The sequence below is a fragment of the Streptomyces sp. NPDC059740 genome (assembly GCF_042733155.1).
Taxonomy (GTDB): Bacteria; Actinomycetota; Actinomycetes; order Streptomycetales; family Streptomycetaceae; genus Streptomyces.
Genome location: NZ_JBHWGP010000001.1, coordinates 348,013 through 363,285, shown reverse-complemented (window position 1 = coordinate 363,285; position 15,273 = coordinate 348,013). Strand labels below are relative to the sequence as shown.

Below are 15,273 nucleotides of genomic sequence, written 5' to 3'. Positions count from 1 at the left end.
GTTTCCGCAGGTCAGAGCAGGTTCGGCCAATGGATTTCGCGTCACGGCGCAGGTCATGTAATGTTGTTCTCGCAACGCCGACCGGCAAGAAAAACCGCCGGAAAGCCAAGCGCTCGTAGCTTAACGGATAGAGCATCTGACTACGGATCAGAAGGTTGCAGGTTCGAATCCTGCCGAGCGCGCAGCAGGTCAGAGGGCCCCTGGGAATCTCCCAGGGGCCCTCTGGCATTCGCGGGTGGCATCAACCGCCTCCCGCGCTCAACTCGGCCTCAGCGGGGGTGCGGTCCGGTACGGGGCACCGGCTCGCAGGAAACGGTCCGTGGGGACGGCTCACCTCGTGCCGCGGCTGTAGCGCCACAGGACGTGGACCGCGCGGAGCACCGCGAGGGAGACGGCGAGGGTGAGCGCCAGGGCGTGGAGTGCGACGTCGAGGGGGTGGGGCAGGTCCCAGACGAACACGGGGCCGGCGATCGCCCCGAAGACGACGAGGCCCAGGAAGGCCGCGCTGGCCAGGGCGTAGCCGATCTCGACGGTCAGTGCGTCCCGTTCGCCCTGGCTTCTGGGCCCGCTGTGTGCCTGGTTCTCCATCGCCGTTCCCCCGTCCTGCCGTCGCCCCAGCCCCGGGCTGCCCGACCGGCCCCTGGGGCGGACCCGGAGGTGCTGTTCCAGGTGCCGGGACCCTGTGTCGGGGCCCCTGGTCCTGTGCTGGGTCCGGGGCCTGGTGCCAGTGGTTCCGACAGTAGTGGCAGGGGTGGGGGCGGGGCGGTGGATCGGGTGAGGGGACGGTACGTTCCGGCCACCGGGGCGGCCCTGAGGGGGAGGTCGGAGGGGCCTGTGGGAGCCCTGTGGCTCGGAAACCCGAGCTCGGGGAAAACCGCTCGCCCGGGGGCTGCCGGCGGCGGAGCATGGCGCCATGCGTTACTCCGGACCGCCGCTCGAGCCCGTGCCCGTTCCCGTCTCGGTCGAGGCGCTCGCGCAGGGGCGGCCCCTGGTGCCGGTGTGGCAGAACGAGGCGGGCGGCCTGACCTTCCGGATCGGCGGGGCGGGCGGCGGGTACGTGAAGTGGGCGGCGAGCGGCTCGGGGTGGGACCCGGCCGCCGAGGTGGAGCGGCTGCGGTGGGCGGGACGTTTCACCGCGGTGCCCCGGGTCCGGGGGCAGGGGGCGGACGAGGAGGGGGCCTGGCTCCTCACCGACGAGCTGGCCGGTACGAGCGCGGTCACTGCCCGGTGGCGGGCGGAGCCGGCGGTGGCCGTCCGGGCGTTGGGGGCGGGGCTGCGGGCCCTGCACGAGCGGCTGCCGGTGGCCGAGTGCCCCTTCAGCCGGGGGGCCGGCGAGCGTCTGGAGCGTGCCCGGCGGCGGGGGGCCCGGGTGCCGGCCGGCCTCTCGCAGGCCCCGCCGGTGGACCGGCTCGTCGTCTGCCACGGCGACCCGTGCGCGCCCAACACCCTGCTGGACGAGAGCGGTTGCTGGTCGGGCCATGTCGACATGGGGGACCTGGGTGTCGCCGACCGGTGGGCCGACCTGGCCGTCGCCACCTGGAGCGCCGGGGTGAACTACGGGCCGGGGTGGGAGGACGCCCTCCTGGACGCCTACGGGGTGCGCCCCGACCCGGAGCGGACGGACTACTACCGCCGGCTCAACGCCGTCGGCTGAGCCGGGTCCGCCGGCGGCCGGTGCCGGCCGGGGCCGGGCGGTGTCCCGGGCCCCCGGGGGCCGCGGTCCCGCCCCCGGCATTCAGCCGTGACGCGGGGCGGATGTCCCCTGCGCGGTGTGCGGCCGGCTGCGGGGAGCGTCCCGGCACTCTTCCCGGTCGCCACGCGGCACGGACCGTTGCGCCGCGGGTCGCAGCCCAGCATCCTCCGGTTATGGAACTCACCCCGCAGACGGCGCGGCAGTGCCGTGTCACCTTCCCCCGCGCGGCGGTCGACCTGGCGGTCGGCGTCCTGGAGACCTACCGGGGGCAGGACCCGGAACGGGTCCACCTCGCGGCGATGCGGCTGAGCGGCGGACGTCTGAACCGGCTGTCCCACTGGATCGGGGTCGCCGAGCGGGACCTGGGCACGTTCCTCTGGTACGCCGGGGAGACGCCCGTCCCGCGGGAGGTCGAACGGGAACGGTCCCGTGCGGTGGACTTCGTCAACGGCGTCATGGACGCGGCCATGATCCACCGGGCCCCCTCGCCGGACTGAGGGGCCGTCCCGTCAGCCGGTGGCGGCCAGGGCCAGCAGGCGCAGGGCCTCGCGGAGGTCCGCCAGCGTGGCCTCGTCGGCGACCCGGTCCCCGGCGGGCGTGAGCCTGCGGGTGACGGCGCCGATCTCCCGGCAGGAGGCCTCGACCAGATCGGCCGACATCTTGCGCAGAGTGCCCCGCAGTTGGGCGTTGGCCAGGTCGCCGCCGGCGGGGAAGGGCGAGGCGGTGACGACGGCGGTGGGGCGGTCCACGAACTCCCCGCTGGAGACCAGCCAGTCCAGGGCGTTCTTCAGGGCGCCGGGCGGGCCGGCTGCGTACTCCGGGCTGACGAGGAGGACGGCGTCCGCCGCGGCGACCGCCGTACGGAGGACCGCCACGGGGGGCGGCGGTACGGCCTCCTCCCCGTCCAGGTCCGGGTTGAAGGGCGGAAGCTGGTCCAGGGCGGCGGCCCCGGTGGGGCCCTGCCACAGGTCGAGGGCGGACCGCAGCACGGCGCCGGTGGCGGAACGGGCGCGGAGGCTGCCGGATATGGCGAGCAGTCTCAAGGGGTCTCCGATCGGGTCGGTCGCCTGGGACCGGCTGTCTCGGGCCGGATGCCCGGGGGACGGCCGTTGTCAGTGGGTGGTGCCACAGTGTGCGTGGACGGACCGGGCTGGACCGCGCGGGGGGCGGCCCAGCCCGGCTCTGTCCTGGTGCGCGTGCGGGGAGCCCGCCTCAGCCGCGGTCGCCGAGCGGCAGCGCCTTGGCGAGTTCCCGCCACTGCGCCAGCGGCAGCGGCTCCAGGGCGCCCGGCTCGCCGGGGGCGGCCTGCACGACCTGGAGCGCGACGTGGTCGGCGCCGGCCGCCAGGAACGCGTCGGCCTTGCGGCGGACGGTCTCGGCGTCCCCGAGGGCGAAGACGGCGTCCAGCAGGCGCTCGCTGCCCCCGCCTTCGAAGTCGGCCTCCTCGAAGCCCAGCCGCTGCAGGTTGCGCGTGTAGTTGGCGAGCCCCAGGTAGTGGCCGAGGTAGCCCCGCGCGGTCTCGCGGGCCCGGTCCAGGTCGGTGTCGAGGACGACCTTGAGTTCGGGCGCGAGGAGGGGGCCGTCGCCGAGGGCGGCCCGCGCCTGGGCGGTGTGCTCGACGGTGACGAGGTAGGGCAGGGCGCCCAGCGCCCGCTCCCCGGCGAGTTCGAGCATCTTGGGGCCGAGGGCGGCCAGGGCCCGCAGGTGCTGCGGCACCGGGCTGGGGGCCGCGTCGAGGGCGTCGAGGTAGCGGCGCATCGCCGCGTAGGGCCGGGTGAAGAGCGGGTCCTCCTGGTGCCGGCGGGCCACGACCTCGCTGTGGCTGACGCCGAGGCCCAGGACGAACCGCGGCCCGTGCTGCTCGGTCAGGAGGGCGTGCTGGGCCGCGACGTCCTCAGCGGCGTGCTCCCAGATGTTGAGGATGCTGGTGCCGACGTGGACGTGGGTGGTCGCGGAGAGCACCGGGCCCACCTGTGCCGTCGACGGGCTGCCGCCGATCCACAGGGTGCCGTACCCCAGCTCCTCCAGTTCGCCGGCGGCGTCGGTGATCGCCGGGAGCTGGTCGTCGTTGTCGGTGCGCAGACCCACGGCCCACAGGCCGTACCGTCCGAGGGTGTCGTTGAGTGCCATGTACGGCGAACGCCGCCCGGGCCGGGACGTGTTCCCCCGCGTGGCCGCCGGGTGATTCTCAGGATATTCACAGGAAGCCGCAAGGGCGCTTTCATGGCCGCGGGCGAGGCTCGGGGCCATGACCGCGACCTCGACGACACCGTCCGCACAGACCGCCGCCTCCGGGACGCAGCCCCTCGGCAGGACCAAGGACCGGCCGGAGCTGCTGCGACCCGACGGCGGGCCGCTCCGCGTCCTCGTCGTGGACGACGAGGCGTCCCTGGCCGACCTGCTGTCCCTGGCGCTGCGCTACGAGGGGTGGGAGATCCGCTCGGAGGGCGACGGGGCCGGTGCGCTGCGCACCGCACGCGAGTGGCGCCCGGACGCCGTGCTGCTGGACGTGATGCTGCCCGACATGGACGGGCTGACGGTCCTGGGCCGGCTGCGGCGGGAGGTGCCCGACGTCCCCGTCCTCTTCCTGACCGCCAAGGACGCCGTGGAGGACCGCATCGCCGGACTGACGGCGGGCGGCGACGACTACGTCACCAAGCCCTTCAGCCTGGAGGAGGTCGTGGCCCGGCTGCGCGGCCTGCTGCGGCGGGCCGGCGCGACGGCGCAGCGCTCGGAGTCGTTGCTGATCGTCGGTGACCTGGTGCTGGACGAGGACAGCCACGAGGTGTGGCGGGCCGGGCAGGAGATCCGGCTGACCGCCACCGAGTTCGAGCTGCTGCGGTACCTGATGCGCAACCCGCGCCGGGTGCTGAGCAAGACGCAGATCCTGGACCGGGTCTGGTCCTACGACTTCGGCGGCCAGGCCAACGTCGTCGAGCTGTACATCTCCTACCTGCGGCGGAAGATCGACGCCGGGCGCGCCCCGATGATCCACACCCGTCGCGGTGCCGGCTACCTCATCAAGGCGGCGGAGTAGGCGATGGGCACGGCCACCGTCCGGACGCCGGCCACGCCACCGGGCACGGCCGTGCCACCGCGGCCCCGGCGCCCGCCGCGCGGGCCGGGTGTCCGCCTGCGCCGCTGGTCGCTGCGGACGCGGCTGGTCGTCTCGGCCGTGCTGCTGATCGCGGTGGTCGGCGCCGTCATCAGCGTGGTGACGGCCATCGCGCTGCGGTCCTACCTCGTCGACAACCTCGACAGACAGATGGAGCACCGGGCCGCGGCACCGCACCCGCGTGACGCGCCGACCGGGGACCTGGACCGGCTGGACTTCGTGGTGCTGCCCGGTCAGCCGATCGGCACGGTCGGCGGCCTGCTGGGCCAGGACGGCCACGTCGTCTCCGGCATCCGCAGCGTCGAGTCGCAGAGCCGGCTGCCCGCCTCCCACACCACCGCGCTCAACGCCGCGCAGCGCGCCGCGCTGGACACCGTCGCCCGCGACGGCGACCCGCACACCGTCACGCTGCCCGGCCTGGGCGACTACCGCGTACAGGTGGCCGGCGGCGCGGCGAACGGACCGCGGCCCGGTGGCGGTTCCGGTGACCCGACCGGTGGCGCGGGCACACAGGACCCGTTCGTCATCGGCGTGCCGCTCGCCGAGGTGCAGGACACCGTCGGCACCCTCGTGGTCGTCGAGGTGAGTGTCACGGCTGCCGGCGTGGTGGCCGCGGGCATCACCGGCACCGCGATGGTGGGGCTGGCGCTGCGCCCGCTGCGCCGGGTGGCCGCGACCGCCACCCGGGTCTCCGAACTGCCGCTGCACAGCGGCGAAGTGGCGCTGCACGAGCGGGTGCCGGACGCGGAGGCCGACGGCCGCACCGAGGTCGGCCAGGTGGGCGCCGCACTCAACCGCATGCTGGGCCATGTCGCCTCCGCGCTGGCGGCACGTCAGGAGAGCGAGACGCGGGTGCGGCAGTTCGTCGCCGACGCCAGCCACGAACTGCGCACGCCGCTGGCCGCCATCCGCGGTTACGCCGAACTGACCCGGCGCGGCGACGAGGAGGTCGGTCCCACCACCCGGCACGCGCTGGGCCGGGTGGAGTCCGAGGCGCAGCGCATGACGGGCCTGGTCGAGGACCTGCTGCTGCTGGCGCGGCTGGACGCCGGCCGGCCGCTCAGCCACGCCGCGGTGGACCTGGTGCCGCTGGTGGTCGACGCCGTCAGCGACGCGCGGGCCGCCGGCCCCGGCCACCACTGGCGCCTGGACCTGCCCGATGCGCCGGTCCTCGCCCACGCCGACGCGGCCCGCCTGCACCAGGTGCTGGCCAACCTGCTCGCCAACGCGCGCACCCACACCCCGCCGGGCACGAAGGTCACCGCCGGTGTCCACGCCGAGGGCGCACAGGTCCGCCTGACGGTGGCGGACGACGGGCCCGGCATCCCGTCCGCCCTGCTGCCGCACGTCTTCGAGCGGTTCGCCCGCGGTGACGCCTCGCGGGCCCGGGCCAAGGGCGGTACCGCGGCGAGCAGCACCGGCCTGGGACTGGCCATCGTGCAGGCCGTCGTCGCCGCTCACGGCGGCACGGTGGGCGTGAGGAGTTCGCCCGGCGCGACGGTCTTCACCGTCGTGCTGCCCGTCAACCCGCTCGGCCGGATCGTGGGGGCGCCGGAAGCCGCCGACACGGTGCCGGAGGCCGCCGACACGGTGCCGGAGGCCGCCGACACGGTGCCGGAGAGCGCCGAGACGGTGCCGGAGAGCGCCGAGACGGTGCCGGAGAGCGCCGAGACGGGGCCGGAGGCCGTTCGCGGGCTGCCGGAAGGCGAGGTTCCGGGTGCCGTGGAGAACTCACAGCGGGCGCACAGCGACACCACACAGGCGTGACAGCAGGGGCCGCGAGTGTCGGAGCATGACGACGACGCAGCCGGCCCCTCCCCCGCTGGGATCCCTGCCACCGCGGGAGCACCTGTGCCCCGCCCCGACCGACACGGTGCTGGACGTGGTGGTGCCCGTCTACAACGAGGAGCAGGACCTCGAACCGTGCGTGCGGCGCCTGCACGCCTACCTGTCGAAGACCTTCCCCTACGGCTTCCGCATCACCATCGCCGACAACGCCAGCACCGACCGCACCCCCGAGGTCTCCGCGCGGCTGGACGAGGCGCTGCCGGAGGTGGTCTCCGTGCGGCTGGAGCAGAAGGGACGCGGCCGGGCGCTGCGCACCGTGTGGTCGCTCTCGAAGGCGCCGGTGCTCGCCTACATGGACGTCGACCTCTCCACCGACCTCAACGCGCTGCTGCCGCTGGTCGCCCCGCTGATCTCGGGCCACTCCGACCTGGCCATCGGCTCCCGGCTGGCCCGCACCTCGCGGGTGGTGCGCGGGCCCAAGCGGGAGTTCATCTCCCGCACCTACAACCTGATCCTGCGCGGCTCGCTGGCGGCCCGGTTCTCCGACGCCCAGTGCGGGTTCAAGGCGCTGCGGGCCGACGTCGCCGAGCGGCTGCTGCCGATGGTGGAGGACACCGGCTGGTTCTTCGACACCGAGATGCTGGTGCTGGCCGAGCGTGCCGGGCTGCGCATCCACGAGGTCCCGGTGGACTGGGTGGACGACCCCGACAGCACCGTCCACCTGGTGCGCACCGCCGTCGACGACCTCAAGGGCGTGTGGCGGGTGGGGCGGGCGCTGGCCACCGGTGCGCTGCCGCTGGACCGGCTGGCCAGGCCGTTCGGTGACGACCCGCGCGACCGTGAACTGCCCGGTGTGCCGCGCGGGCTGGCCCGGCAACTGGTCGGCTTCTGCGTGGTGGGGGCGGTCTCCACGCTCCTCTACCTCGTGCTCTACTCCCTCTTCCGGCTCGGCACCGGGCCGCAGGTGGCCAACGCGCTGGGGCTGCTGGTCTCGACGTTCGCCAACACCGCCGCCAACCGGCGCCTGACCTTCGGGGTGCGGGGCCGCGACAGCGCGGTGCGCCACCAGGCGCAGGGGCTGGTGGTCTTCGCCATCGGCCTCGCCCTGACCAGCGGTTCGCTGGCCGCCCTGGACGCCGCGACCGGCTCCCCGGCACACAGCACGGAGCTGGCGGTGCTGGTCGCCGCCAACCTCGCGGCGACCGTGCTGCGCTTCCTGCTGCTGCGCGCCTGGGTCTTCCCCGAGCGGGGCCGGGCGCGGGCGGCGGCCGAGGCCCCCGGGGCCGCCGGGCACGGCGCGGTACCGCGGACCGCGCCGGCCGGCAACGCCACGGCCGCGACCCCCGCGGACCGGACGGTCGCCCTTCCCGCCCCCTCCCCGTCCCTTCCCGACTCTTCGAACGACCTGAGCAGGAGCGCCTGATGTCCTCGTACCCCTCTGACACCTCGGCGCCGCCGCCCGCAGTGCCGCCGCCCCCGCCCGGTGAGCCGGCGTCCGCGGCGCACCAGCCGGGCGCGGTGGCGGCACCCGGCGCGGGGTCCGTGCCCGGCGCCGTGCCGCCGGTGCCGGTCCGGCGCTACGAGCCCCGCCCCGGCCTCGGCGGCCTGCCCGAGCGGGTGTGGCGCGGGCGGCCGGAGGACCCGCGGTGGGCGCGGCCCGCGCTGCTGGCCCTGCTGGCCGTGACCGCCGTCCTCTACCTGTGGGACCTGGGCGCCTCGGGGTACGCCAACCAGTTCTACTCGGCGGCGGCGCAGGCCGGTGGCGAGAGCTGGAAGGCGTTCTTCTTCGGCTCCTCGGACGCGGCCAACTCCATCACCGTCGACAAGCCGGCGGGGGCCCTGTGGCCCATGGGGCTCTCGGTACGGATCTTCGGCCTCTCCTCCTGGGCGATCCTGGTGCCGCAGGCCCTCATGGGCGTGGCTGCGGTCGGTCTGCTGTACGGCACGGTCCGGCGCCGGTTCGGCGCGGGGGCGGCGCTGCTGTCCGGGGTGTGCTTCGCGCTGACGCCGGTCGCGGCGCTGATGTTCCGGTTCAACAACCCCGACGCGATGCTGTGCCTGCTGATGGTCGGCGCCGTGGCGTGCGTGGCGCGGGCCATGGAGGACGCCCGGACGCGGTGGCTGGTGGGCGCGGGTGTCTGCTTCGGCGTGGCGTTCCTGGCCAAGACGCTCCAGGCATGGCTGATCCTGCCGGTCCTGGCCCTGGTCTACCTGTGCTGCGCGCCGACGAGGCTGCGGCGGCGCATCGGGCAGTTGCTGCTGGCGGGGCTGGCCGTGGTGGTCAGCGCCGGCTGGTGGGTGGCGCTCGTCGAGCTGTGGCCGGCCGGTTCCCGCCCCTACATCGGCGGTTCGCAGAACAACGACTTCCTCGAACTGACCTTCGGCTACAACGGTTTCGGCCGCATCACCGGCAACGAGTCCGGCAGCGTGGGCGGGGGCGGCGGTCCCGGCGGCGGCGGAGGTGGCGGCTGGGGCGAGACGGGCATCACCCGGCTGTTCTCCGCCGACATGGGCGGTCAGATCGCCTGGCTGCTCCCCGCGGCCTTCCTGCTGCTGGTCGCCGGCGTGGTCGTGCTGTGGCGGGCCCGGCGGGCCACCGCGCCGCTGGAGTCGGCGCAGCGCGCCGAGCTGCTCGCCTGGGGCGGTTCGCTGCTGATGACCTTCACGGTCTTCAGCTTCATGTCCGGGATCTTCCACCAGTACTACAACATCGCGCTGGCGCCCTACGTCTCCGCGGTGGTCGGTACCGGCGCCACGGTGCTCTGGCGGCGCCGGGCCCACTTCGCCGTGTCGGCGGTGCTGGCGGTGGCAGTCGTGGGTACGGCCGTGTGGTCCTTCGTCCTGCTCGGGCGCTCGCCGCAGTGGCTGCCGTGGCTGCGCTGGACGGTGCTGGTGGCCGGGATCGTGGCGGCGCTGGGCCTGGTGGCCGCCGTGCGGCTGGGGCGCAGGGCCGCCTACGGGGCCGCGCTGCTCGGTGCCCTCGCCGCGCTCGCCGGACCGGTGGCGTACACCCTGAACACCGTCAACACCCCGCACACCGGCTCGATCATCACCGCGGGGCCCTCGGTCTCCGCCGGCTTCGGCGGTTTCCCCGGCGGCGGACGGCGCGGCGGCGGCTTCCCCGGCGGCCCGCCCGGGGCCACCGGCGGCAAGAACGCAGCCGGCGCCCAGGCTCCCGGTGGTGGCGGGTTCCCCGGCGGTGGCCAGGCCCCCGGCGGCGGCCAGGGCGCAGCCGGCGGGCAGGCCCCGGGCGGCGGCCAGGGCGGCCAGGGCGCGGCCGGCGGGCAGGCCCCGGGCGGTGGCCAGGGCGCAGCCGGCGGGACCGGACGGCAGGGCCGCGCGGGCGGCTTCCCCGGCGGCTTCCCCGGCATGGCCGAGGCCGGCCGGCGGGGCGGAGCAGGCGGCATGGGCGGACTGCTCAACGGCACCAAGGTGAGCGCCGCAGCGAAGAAGAAGCTGCTGCAGAACGCGGACGACTACACCTGGGTCGCGGCGGCGATCGGCTCGCAGAACAGCGCCGGCTACCAGTTGGCCACCCAGAAGCCGGTCATGCCGGTGGGCGGCTTCAACGGCACCGACCCCTCGCCGACACTGGCCCAGTTCAAGAAGTACGTGGAACGGGGACGCATCCACTACTTCCTGGGTGACGGACGCAGCGACTCCGGCGGCGAGAGCCAGGGCCGCGGTGGTCCCGGCGGCGGCTTCGGGCAGAGCGGCTCGTCCTCGGCGATCAGCACCTGGGTGGCGAAGAACTACACCAAGGTGACGGTCGGCAGCACCACGATGTACGACCTGACGAAGCCCGTCTCGGGCAAGTAGGCGGCGCGGCGGCGCAGGGGCGGCCGGGACCCACGGTTCCGGCCGCCCTTCCGGCTCTCCCGGCGGTCCCCTCCGGCACGCGGGGCCGGACCGGGACCGTGCGGCCCGGGCTCGGGGAAGGGCCCGCAAAAGGTGTTGTACGGCGTACAGCGCAACCCTGTACGGTGTAGACCACATTTACGCCGTACAGGGGGAAATCATGACCGACGCGGTCACCGCCGCGGGTGGCACCCAGGCCGACCGTCCCGGTCCCGCGCGTGACCCCGCGCGCTGGGCCGTCCTCGGCGTCATCTGCCTCGCCGTCCTCACCGTCGTCCTCGACAACACCGTCCTCAACGTCGCGATCCCCTCGCTGACCACCGAGCTCGGGGCCTCCACCGCCGACACGCAGTGGATGATCAACGCCTACTCGCTCGTCCAGTCCGGCCTGCTGCTCACCGCGGGCAACGCCGCCGACCGCTACGGCCGCAAGAAGATGCTCGTGGCCGGCCTGGCCCTGTTCGGCCTCGGCTCGCTCTGCGCCGTCCTCGCGGGCTCGCCCGGCCAGCTCATCGCGGCCCGGGCCGGCATGGGCGTGGGCGGGGCGCTGCTGGTCACCACCACCCTTGCGGTGGTGATGCAGCTCTTCGACGACGAGGAGCGTCCCAAGGCCATCGGCATCTGGGGCTCGGTGAACTCGCTCGGCTTCGCCATCGGCCCGCTCATCGGCGGTCTGCTCCTGGACCACTTCTGGTGGGGCTCGCTCTTCCTCGTCAACCTCCCGGTGGCGCTGATCGGTCTGGTGGCCGTGGTCAAGCTGGTCCCCGAGTCCCGCAACCCCAGCGGCGAGCGGCCCGACCTGCTGGGCGCCCTGCTGTCGATGATCGGCATGGTCGGGGTGGTCTTCGCGATCATCTCCGGACCCGTCCACGGCTGGCTCTCGGGCCGCGTCCTGGTCTCCGCGGCGATCGGCCTCGTCGGCCTGGCGGTGTTCGCACTGTGGGAGCTGCACGTGCCGTACCCGATGCTGGACATGCACTTCTTCCGCAACCGCCGCTTCGTCGGCGCGGTGGCCGGCGGCATCCTGGTCTCCTTCGGCATGGGCGGCTCGCTCTTCCTGCTCACCCAGCACCTCCAACTCGTCCTCGGGTACGGGCCGATGGAGGCCGGGCTGCGCATGTCCCCGCTGGCCCTGAGCATCGTCGCGCTCAACCTGGTCGGCGTGGTGCCGCGGGTCATCACCAGGCTCGGCACGCCCCGCACGATCGTGTCCGGCATGACCCTGCTCGCCGTCGGGCTGGCCGTCATCGCCACCCTCGGCGGGAGTGACTACACCTGGATCCTGGTCGGCATGCTGGTCATGGGCTGCGGTATCGCGGTGGCCATGCCGACCATGGCGAACGCCATCATGTCCGCGATCCCGCCCGCCCGGGCCGGGGTGGGCGCCGGCGTCAACGGCACGCTGATGGAGTTCGGCCAGGGGCTGGGCGTCGCGGTGCTGGGCGCCGTGCTCAACGCCCGCTTCGCGGCGCTGCTGCCGCTGGCCGCAGCCGGCGCGGCCTCGCTCCCCGCGGCGCTGGCCACGGTCCACACCGCCGGCGGCCGGGCCGCGGTGGTCGACGCGTTCGCCCACGGCATCCACACCAGCCAACTGGTGGGTGCGGCCGCCGTGCTGGCCGGCGGTGTGGTGGCCGCCCTGCTGCTCAGCAAGGCCGAGCGGACACCCGACGGGGCACCGGCGGACACCGCGGACCCGGCCGCCGGGACCGGCGGGCCCGTCGGCGCCTGAGGCCGGCGGGCGCGGCGGGACTGCGCCCGCGGGCCTGACAGCCTGACGCAATAGCATCGACCACCGGACATGCGGGGCCGTGGGAGGGCGCGGCCCCGCGCCGGCCCCGACCCGGCCGGCAGCACGAAGGAGGGGCGCCATGGCCGCCGGCAACCGGGCCAGACCACGGGAGAGCATCTGGCTGTCCGGCGGCCCCACCCGCCGCAAGTCGGGGGAGCAGCCGGCCGGCCTGGACCTCGACCGCATCGTCGACGCCACCGTCCGCCTCCTGGACGCGGAGGGGGCGCAGGGGTTCTCCATGCGCAGGCTCGCCGCCGAGCTGGGCGTCACCGCGATGTCGGTGTACTGGTACGTCGACAGCAAGGACCAGCTGCTGGAGCTCGCCGTCGACGCCGTCTGCGCCGAGATCGAGCTGCCCTCCGACACCGGCGGGGAGGGGGCGGACTGGCGGGCCCAGTTGCGCCACCTGGCGAACGCGTACCGGCGCATGCTGATGACCCACCAGTGGATGCCCCGGATGCTCAGCGAGTACCTCAACGTCGGCCCCCGCGCCCTGGAGTTCTCCAACGCCACCCTGCGCGTCATGCAGCACTGCGGCCTGCCGGCCGAGTCGGTCACCGGCGCGCTCTCCTCGCTCTTCCAGTTCGTCTTCGGTTTCGCGACGATCCAGGGCGCACACGAGGCGAGGTGCCGGGAGGCGGGCGTCGACCTCGACGAACACCACCACATGGTCCTCCAGGCGCTCCAGGACAGCGGGGAGCAGCGGTTCCAGGAGACGCGGCGGCTGCAGGGGCCGGTGCTGGAGCGGTACGAGGCCCTCAGCTACCAGCGGATGCGGGAGGTCGAGTGGGACTTCGCCCTCGACCTCCAGATCGCCGGCATCGAGGCGATGCGCGACCGCCTCGCGGGCGGACCTGGGCCGACGCCGGGCTGAGCCGGGGCGGGGAGGCCGACGGCCGGCCAGGCGGGCTGTCGGCCCGTCACCCCGCCACCCCCCACGGGAGACCGCGCGGCTCCCGGCGGGCTAGAGTGATCCCATTCGTGTGCTCGCAGTCGGGAATGTGCTGCGGAGCTCTCCTGCGTATGGCCGTACGGCCGTACATGCCGAAGAGGTTCGTGGTGGATTCCCTGCATGTGACCGGTGCGTCGTTCTCCGAGGACGCACTCGACCTGGCCCAGCGTCTGTCCGACGCCGCGACGGCGCTCCACTTGGCCGAAGGCGTCTCCGCCACGGCCCGCACCGCCGTGGAACTCGCCCGCACCCTCGTACCCGGCGCCGGTTGTGCCGGGGTGAGCGAGATCGCCAAGGGCGAGGGGGTGCGGACCCTGGCCCACACCGACGACGTGGTCCCGCTCATGGACACCCTGGCCCGTACCTCCCCGGTGGAGGACGAGGGCGCGGTGCGGCCCGCCTGGCGGGTGCTGTGGGACGAGGACGTGCCGCTGCTGGTCGTGCCCGACGTGGCGGCCGGCCGGGAGTACGGGGCCGACGGCGCCCGCGTCGCGGCCCTCGGCATCCGCTCGGCGCTGGTGTGCCGGCTGCGTGCCACCAACCGCCGGCTGACCGTCCTGGCGCTCTACTCGGCCGAGCCCTGCGCCTTCGACGCGACGGCCGCCCGGATGGTGCGCATGCTGGGGGTGCACGTCGGCGTCGCCCTGGAGTCGGCCGTGGTGCAGGAGCAGCTGACCGAGGCGATGCGCACCCGCGACGTCATCGGCCAGGCCACCGGCATCCTCATGGGCAAGCTCGACATCGACGGGACGGAGGCGTTCCGCCGGCTGGTGCGCGCCTCGCAGAAGGAGAACGTCAAGGTCCGGCACATCGCCCGGCGCATCGTGGAGTCGGCCGGCGGCGGCTGAGCGCACCGTGGCGGGCGGCCCGGCCCGTGCCCCGGTGACGGTCTCTCCTCCCGGGCGCGGGCCGTCGCCGGGGACGCCCGCGGTGAGCGTCCCCGGTGGATTCCTCCCGCGGACTCCCGGGACGGGTGCCTGCCGGCGAGCAGATGTCCCGCGGCGGCCCGCACCGTCCCGCCCCGCTGCCGTCCTCCCGTGGCCGCACAGGCCGACGCCCGGCCGTGTGGCGGCCCCCGGGGGAGAGGGCCGACACGGCCGGGCGTCGGTGGCCGGGCCGGCCCGAAGGGGGCCGGGCCGCGGCGGGCCGGTGGCGGGAAGGCCGGTGCCACCGGCCGTCCGGCGCGGGCCCGTCACTGCGGACGCCGCGCCGGAGGGGCTCACATCGCGGGCAGCGAGTCGCCCTGGAGGGCCTGGATGTCGAGCTCGACCCTCAGGGTGGTGCCGACCGCGGCGATGCCGGCGGCGACCACCTGGTTGTAGTTCATGGCGAAGTCGTCCCGCCGCAGCTCGGCGGTGGCGCTGAACGCCGCCCGGGTGCCGCCCCACGGGTCGGGGCCCGAGCCCAGGTAGGTCAGCTTCAGGTCGACCGGCCGGGTCACCCCGCGCAGCGTGAGGTCGCCGTGGACCGTCCAGCGGTCCGGGCCGGCCGGCTCCAGGCTGGTGGAACGGTAGGTCAGCTCCGGGAACCGCTCCACGTCGAGGAAGTCCTCGTTGCGGAGGTGGCCGTCGCGCATGCCGTTGCCGGTGTCGATGGAACGGGCGGCGATGACCGCGTCCACCGTCGACTTCTCGATGTCCTCACCGATGTCGATGCGCCCGCTGAACTCCGTGAACCGGCCGCGCACGCTGGAGATGCCCAGGTGCTGCGCGATCGCGGCGACACTGGAGTGCACCGGGTCGATCGTCCAGGGGCCGGGGGGCGGCAGCTCCGCCCCGCCCTGCCGGGCCAGCACCACGGTGCCGACGTCCATGCGCCCGCTCGCGGTGACGATGGCGGTGGACGCCGCCGGCGCGTAGCCGACCGCCGTCACGATGACGGTGTACGGACCGGCCGGCAGCGGCAGGGCCTCGCGGACCTGCCCCTCCTCGTCGGCCGTGGCGCGCAGCACCTGAGCCCCCGTCATGTCGGTGACGGTCAGCACCGCGTGTTGGAGGGCCCAACCGTCCCGGGTGCGTACCTGCGCCCGTACTCCCGCGCCCGTCGAACTCATTAGCACTCCCGATCTTGCTTCACGT

General features: G+C 74.7%; 13 protein-coding genes and 1 tRNA gene. 10 read left to right on the top strand and 4 right to left on the bottom strand.

What is annotated here, in order from left to right; genetic code table 11:
- Positions 1 to 109 precede the first annotated feature (109 nt).
- Positions 110 to 182: transfer RNA gene (locus ACFV3R_RS01290), tRNA-Arg, on the top strand.
- 148 nt (positions 183 to 330) lie between these two features.
- On the opposite strand, the gene ACFV3R_RS01285 is transcribed toward ACFV3R_RS01290, so the two are convergent.
- Positions 331 to 588 (bottom strand): DUF6332 family protein, encoded by a 258-nt coding sequence (locus tag ACFV3R_RS01285; protein ID WP_385573303.1) that lies wholly within the window; start codon positions 586 to 588, stop codon positions 331 to 333.
- A gap of 325 nt (positions 589 to 913) precedes the next feature.
- Between ACFV3R_RS01285 and ACFV3R_RS01280 the strand changes: the two genes are divergently transcribed.
- Both ACFV3R_RS01280 and ACFV3R_RS01275 read left to right on the top strand, forming a co-directional pair.
- Positions 914 to 1,654: a phosphotransferase gene (locus ACFV3R_RS01280; protein ID WP_385573301.1), complete on the top strand. Its 741-nt coding sequence runs from the start codon at positions 914 to 916 to the stop codon at positions 1,652 to 1,654.
- Between the two features lie 212 nt (positions 1,655 to 1,866).
- Positions 1,867 to 2,190 (top strand): hypothetical protein, encoded by a 324-nt coding sequence (locus tag ACFV3R_RS01275; RefSeq protein ID WP_385573299.1) that lies wholly within the window; start codon positions 1,867 to 1,869, stop codon positions 2,188 to 2,190.
- A 12-nt stretch (positions 2,191 to 2,202) separates the two neighbouring features.
- Here the strand turns inward: ACFV3R_RS01275 and ACFV3R_RS01270 are convergent, their stop codons facing one another.
- Both ACFV3R_RS01270 and ACFV3R_RS01265 read right to left on the bottom strand, forming a co-directional pair.
- Positions 2,203 to 2,736 carry an NADPH-dependent FMN reductase gene (locus tag ACFV3R_RS01270; protein ID WP_385573298.1) on the bottom strand — a complete coding sequence of 178 codons (534 nt, stop codon included), beginning with the start codon at positions 2,734 to 2,736 and terminating at the stop codon, positions 2,203 to 2,205.
- A 169-nt stretch (positions 2,737 to 2,905) separates the two neighbouring features.
- Positions 2,906 to 3,823 (bottom strand): TIGR03620 family F420-dependent LLM class oxidoreductase, encoded by a 918-nt coding sequence (locus ACFV3R_RS01265; RefSeq protein ID WP_385573296.1) that lies wholly within the window; start codon positions 3,821 to 3,823, stop codon positions 2,906 to 2,908.
- Between the two features lie 118 nt (positions 3,824 to 3,941).
- Here ACFV3R_RS01265 and ACFV3R_RS01260 point away from each other — a divergent pair, with 118 nt between their 5' ends.
- From ACFV3R_RS01260 to ACFV3R_RS01230, 7 genes are all read left to right on the top strand, one after another.
- Positions 3,942 to 4,730: a response regulator transcription factor gene (locus ACFV3R_RS01260; RefSeq protein ID WP_385573294.1), complete on the top strand. Its 789-nt coding sequence runs from the start codon at positions 3,942 to 3,944 to the stop codon at positions 4,728 to 4,730.
- 3 nt (positions 4,731 to 4,733) lie between these two features.
- Positions 4,734 to 6,575, top strand: coding sequence for a sensor histidine kinase (locus tag ACFV3R_RS01255; RefSeq protein ID WP_385573292.1), 1,842 nt, complete (start codon positions 4,734 to 4,736; stop codon positions 6,573 to 6,575).
- A gap of 25 nt (positions 6,576 to 6,600) precedes the next feature.
- Positions 6,601 to 8,019 carry a glycosyltransferase gene (locus ACFV3R_RS01250; RefSeq protein ID WP_385573290.1) on the top strand — a complete coding sequence of 473 codons (1,419 nt, stop codon included), beginning with the start codon at positions 6,601 to 6,603 and terminating at the stop codon, positions 8,017 to 8,019.
- Positions 8,019 to 10,415 (top strand): ArnT family glycosyltransferase, encoded by a 2,397-nt coding sequence (locus tag ACFV3R_RS01245; RefSeq protein WP_385573287.1) that lies wholly within the window; start codon positions 8,019 to 8,021, stop codon positions 10,413 to 10,415. Before ACFV3R_RS01250 ends, ACFV3R_RS01245 begins: the two co-directional genes overlap by 1 nt.
- Before the next feature lie 199 nt (positions 10,416 to 10,614).
- Positions 10,615 to 12,183, top strand: a complete 1,569-nt coding sequence (locus ACFV3R_RS01240; protein WP_385573285.1) for an MFS transporter — start codon at positions 10,615 to 10,617, stop codon at positions 12,181 to 12,183.
- 139 nt (positions 12,184 to 12,322) lie between these two features.
- Entirely contained in the window at positions 12,323 to 13,117 is a 795-nt protein-coding gene (locus tag ACFV3R_RS01235) for a TetR/AcrR family transcriptional regulator (protein ID WP_385573282.1), read from the top strand.
- 182 nt (positions 13,118 to 13,299) lie between these two features.
- On the top strand, positions 13,300 to 14,043 hold the full coding sequence (locus ACFV3R_RS01230) for a GAF and ANTAR domain-containing protein (RefSeq protein ID WP_385573280.1): 744 nt from the start codon (positions 13,300 to 13,302) through the stop codon (positions 14,041 to 14,043).
- 371 nt (positions 14,044 to 14,414) lie between these two features.
- Here the strand turns inward: ACFV3R_RS01230 and ACFV3R_RS01225 are convergent, their stop codons facing one another.
- Positions 14,415 to 15,248: a YceI family protein gene (locus ACFV3R_RS01225; RefSeq protein ID WP_385573277.1), complete on the bottom strand. Its 834-nt coding sequence runs from the start codon at positions 15,246 to 15,248 to the stop codon at positions 14,415 to 14,417.
- Between the last annotated feature and the right edge of the window lie 25 nt (positions 15,249 to 15,273).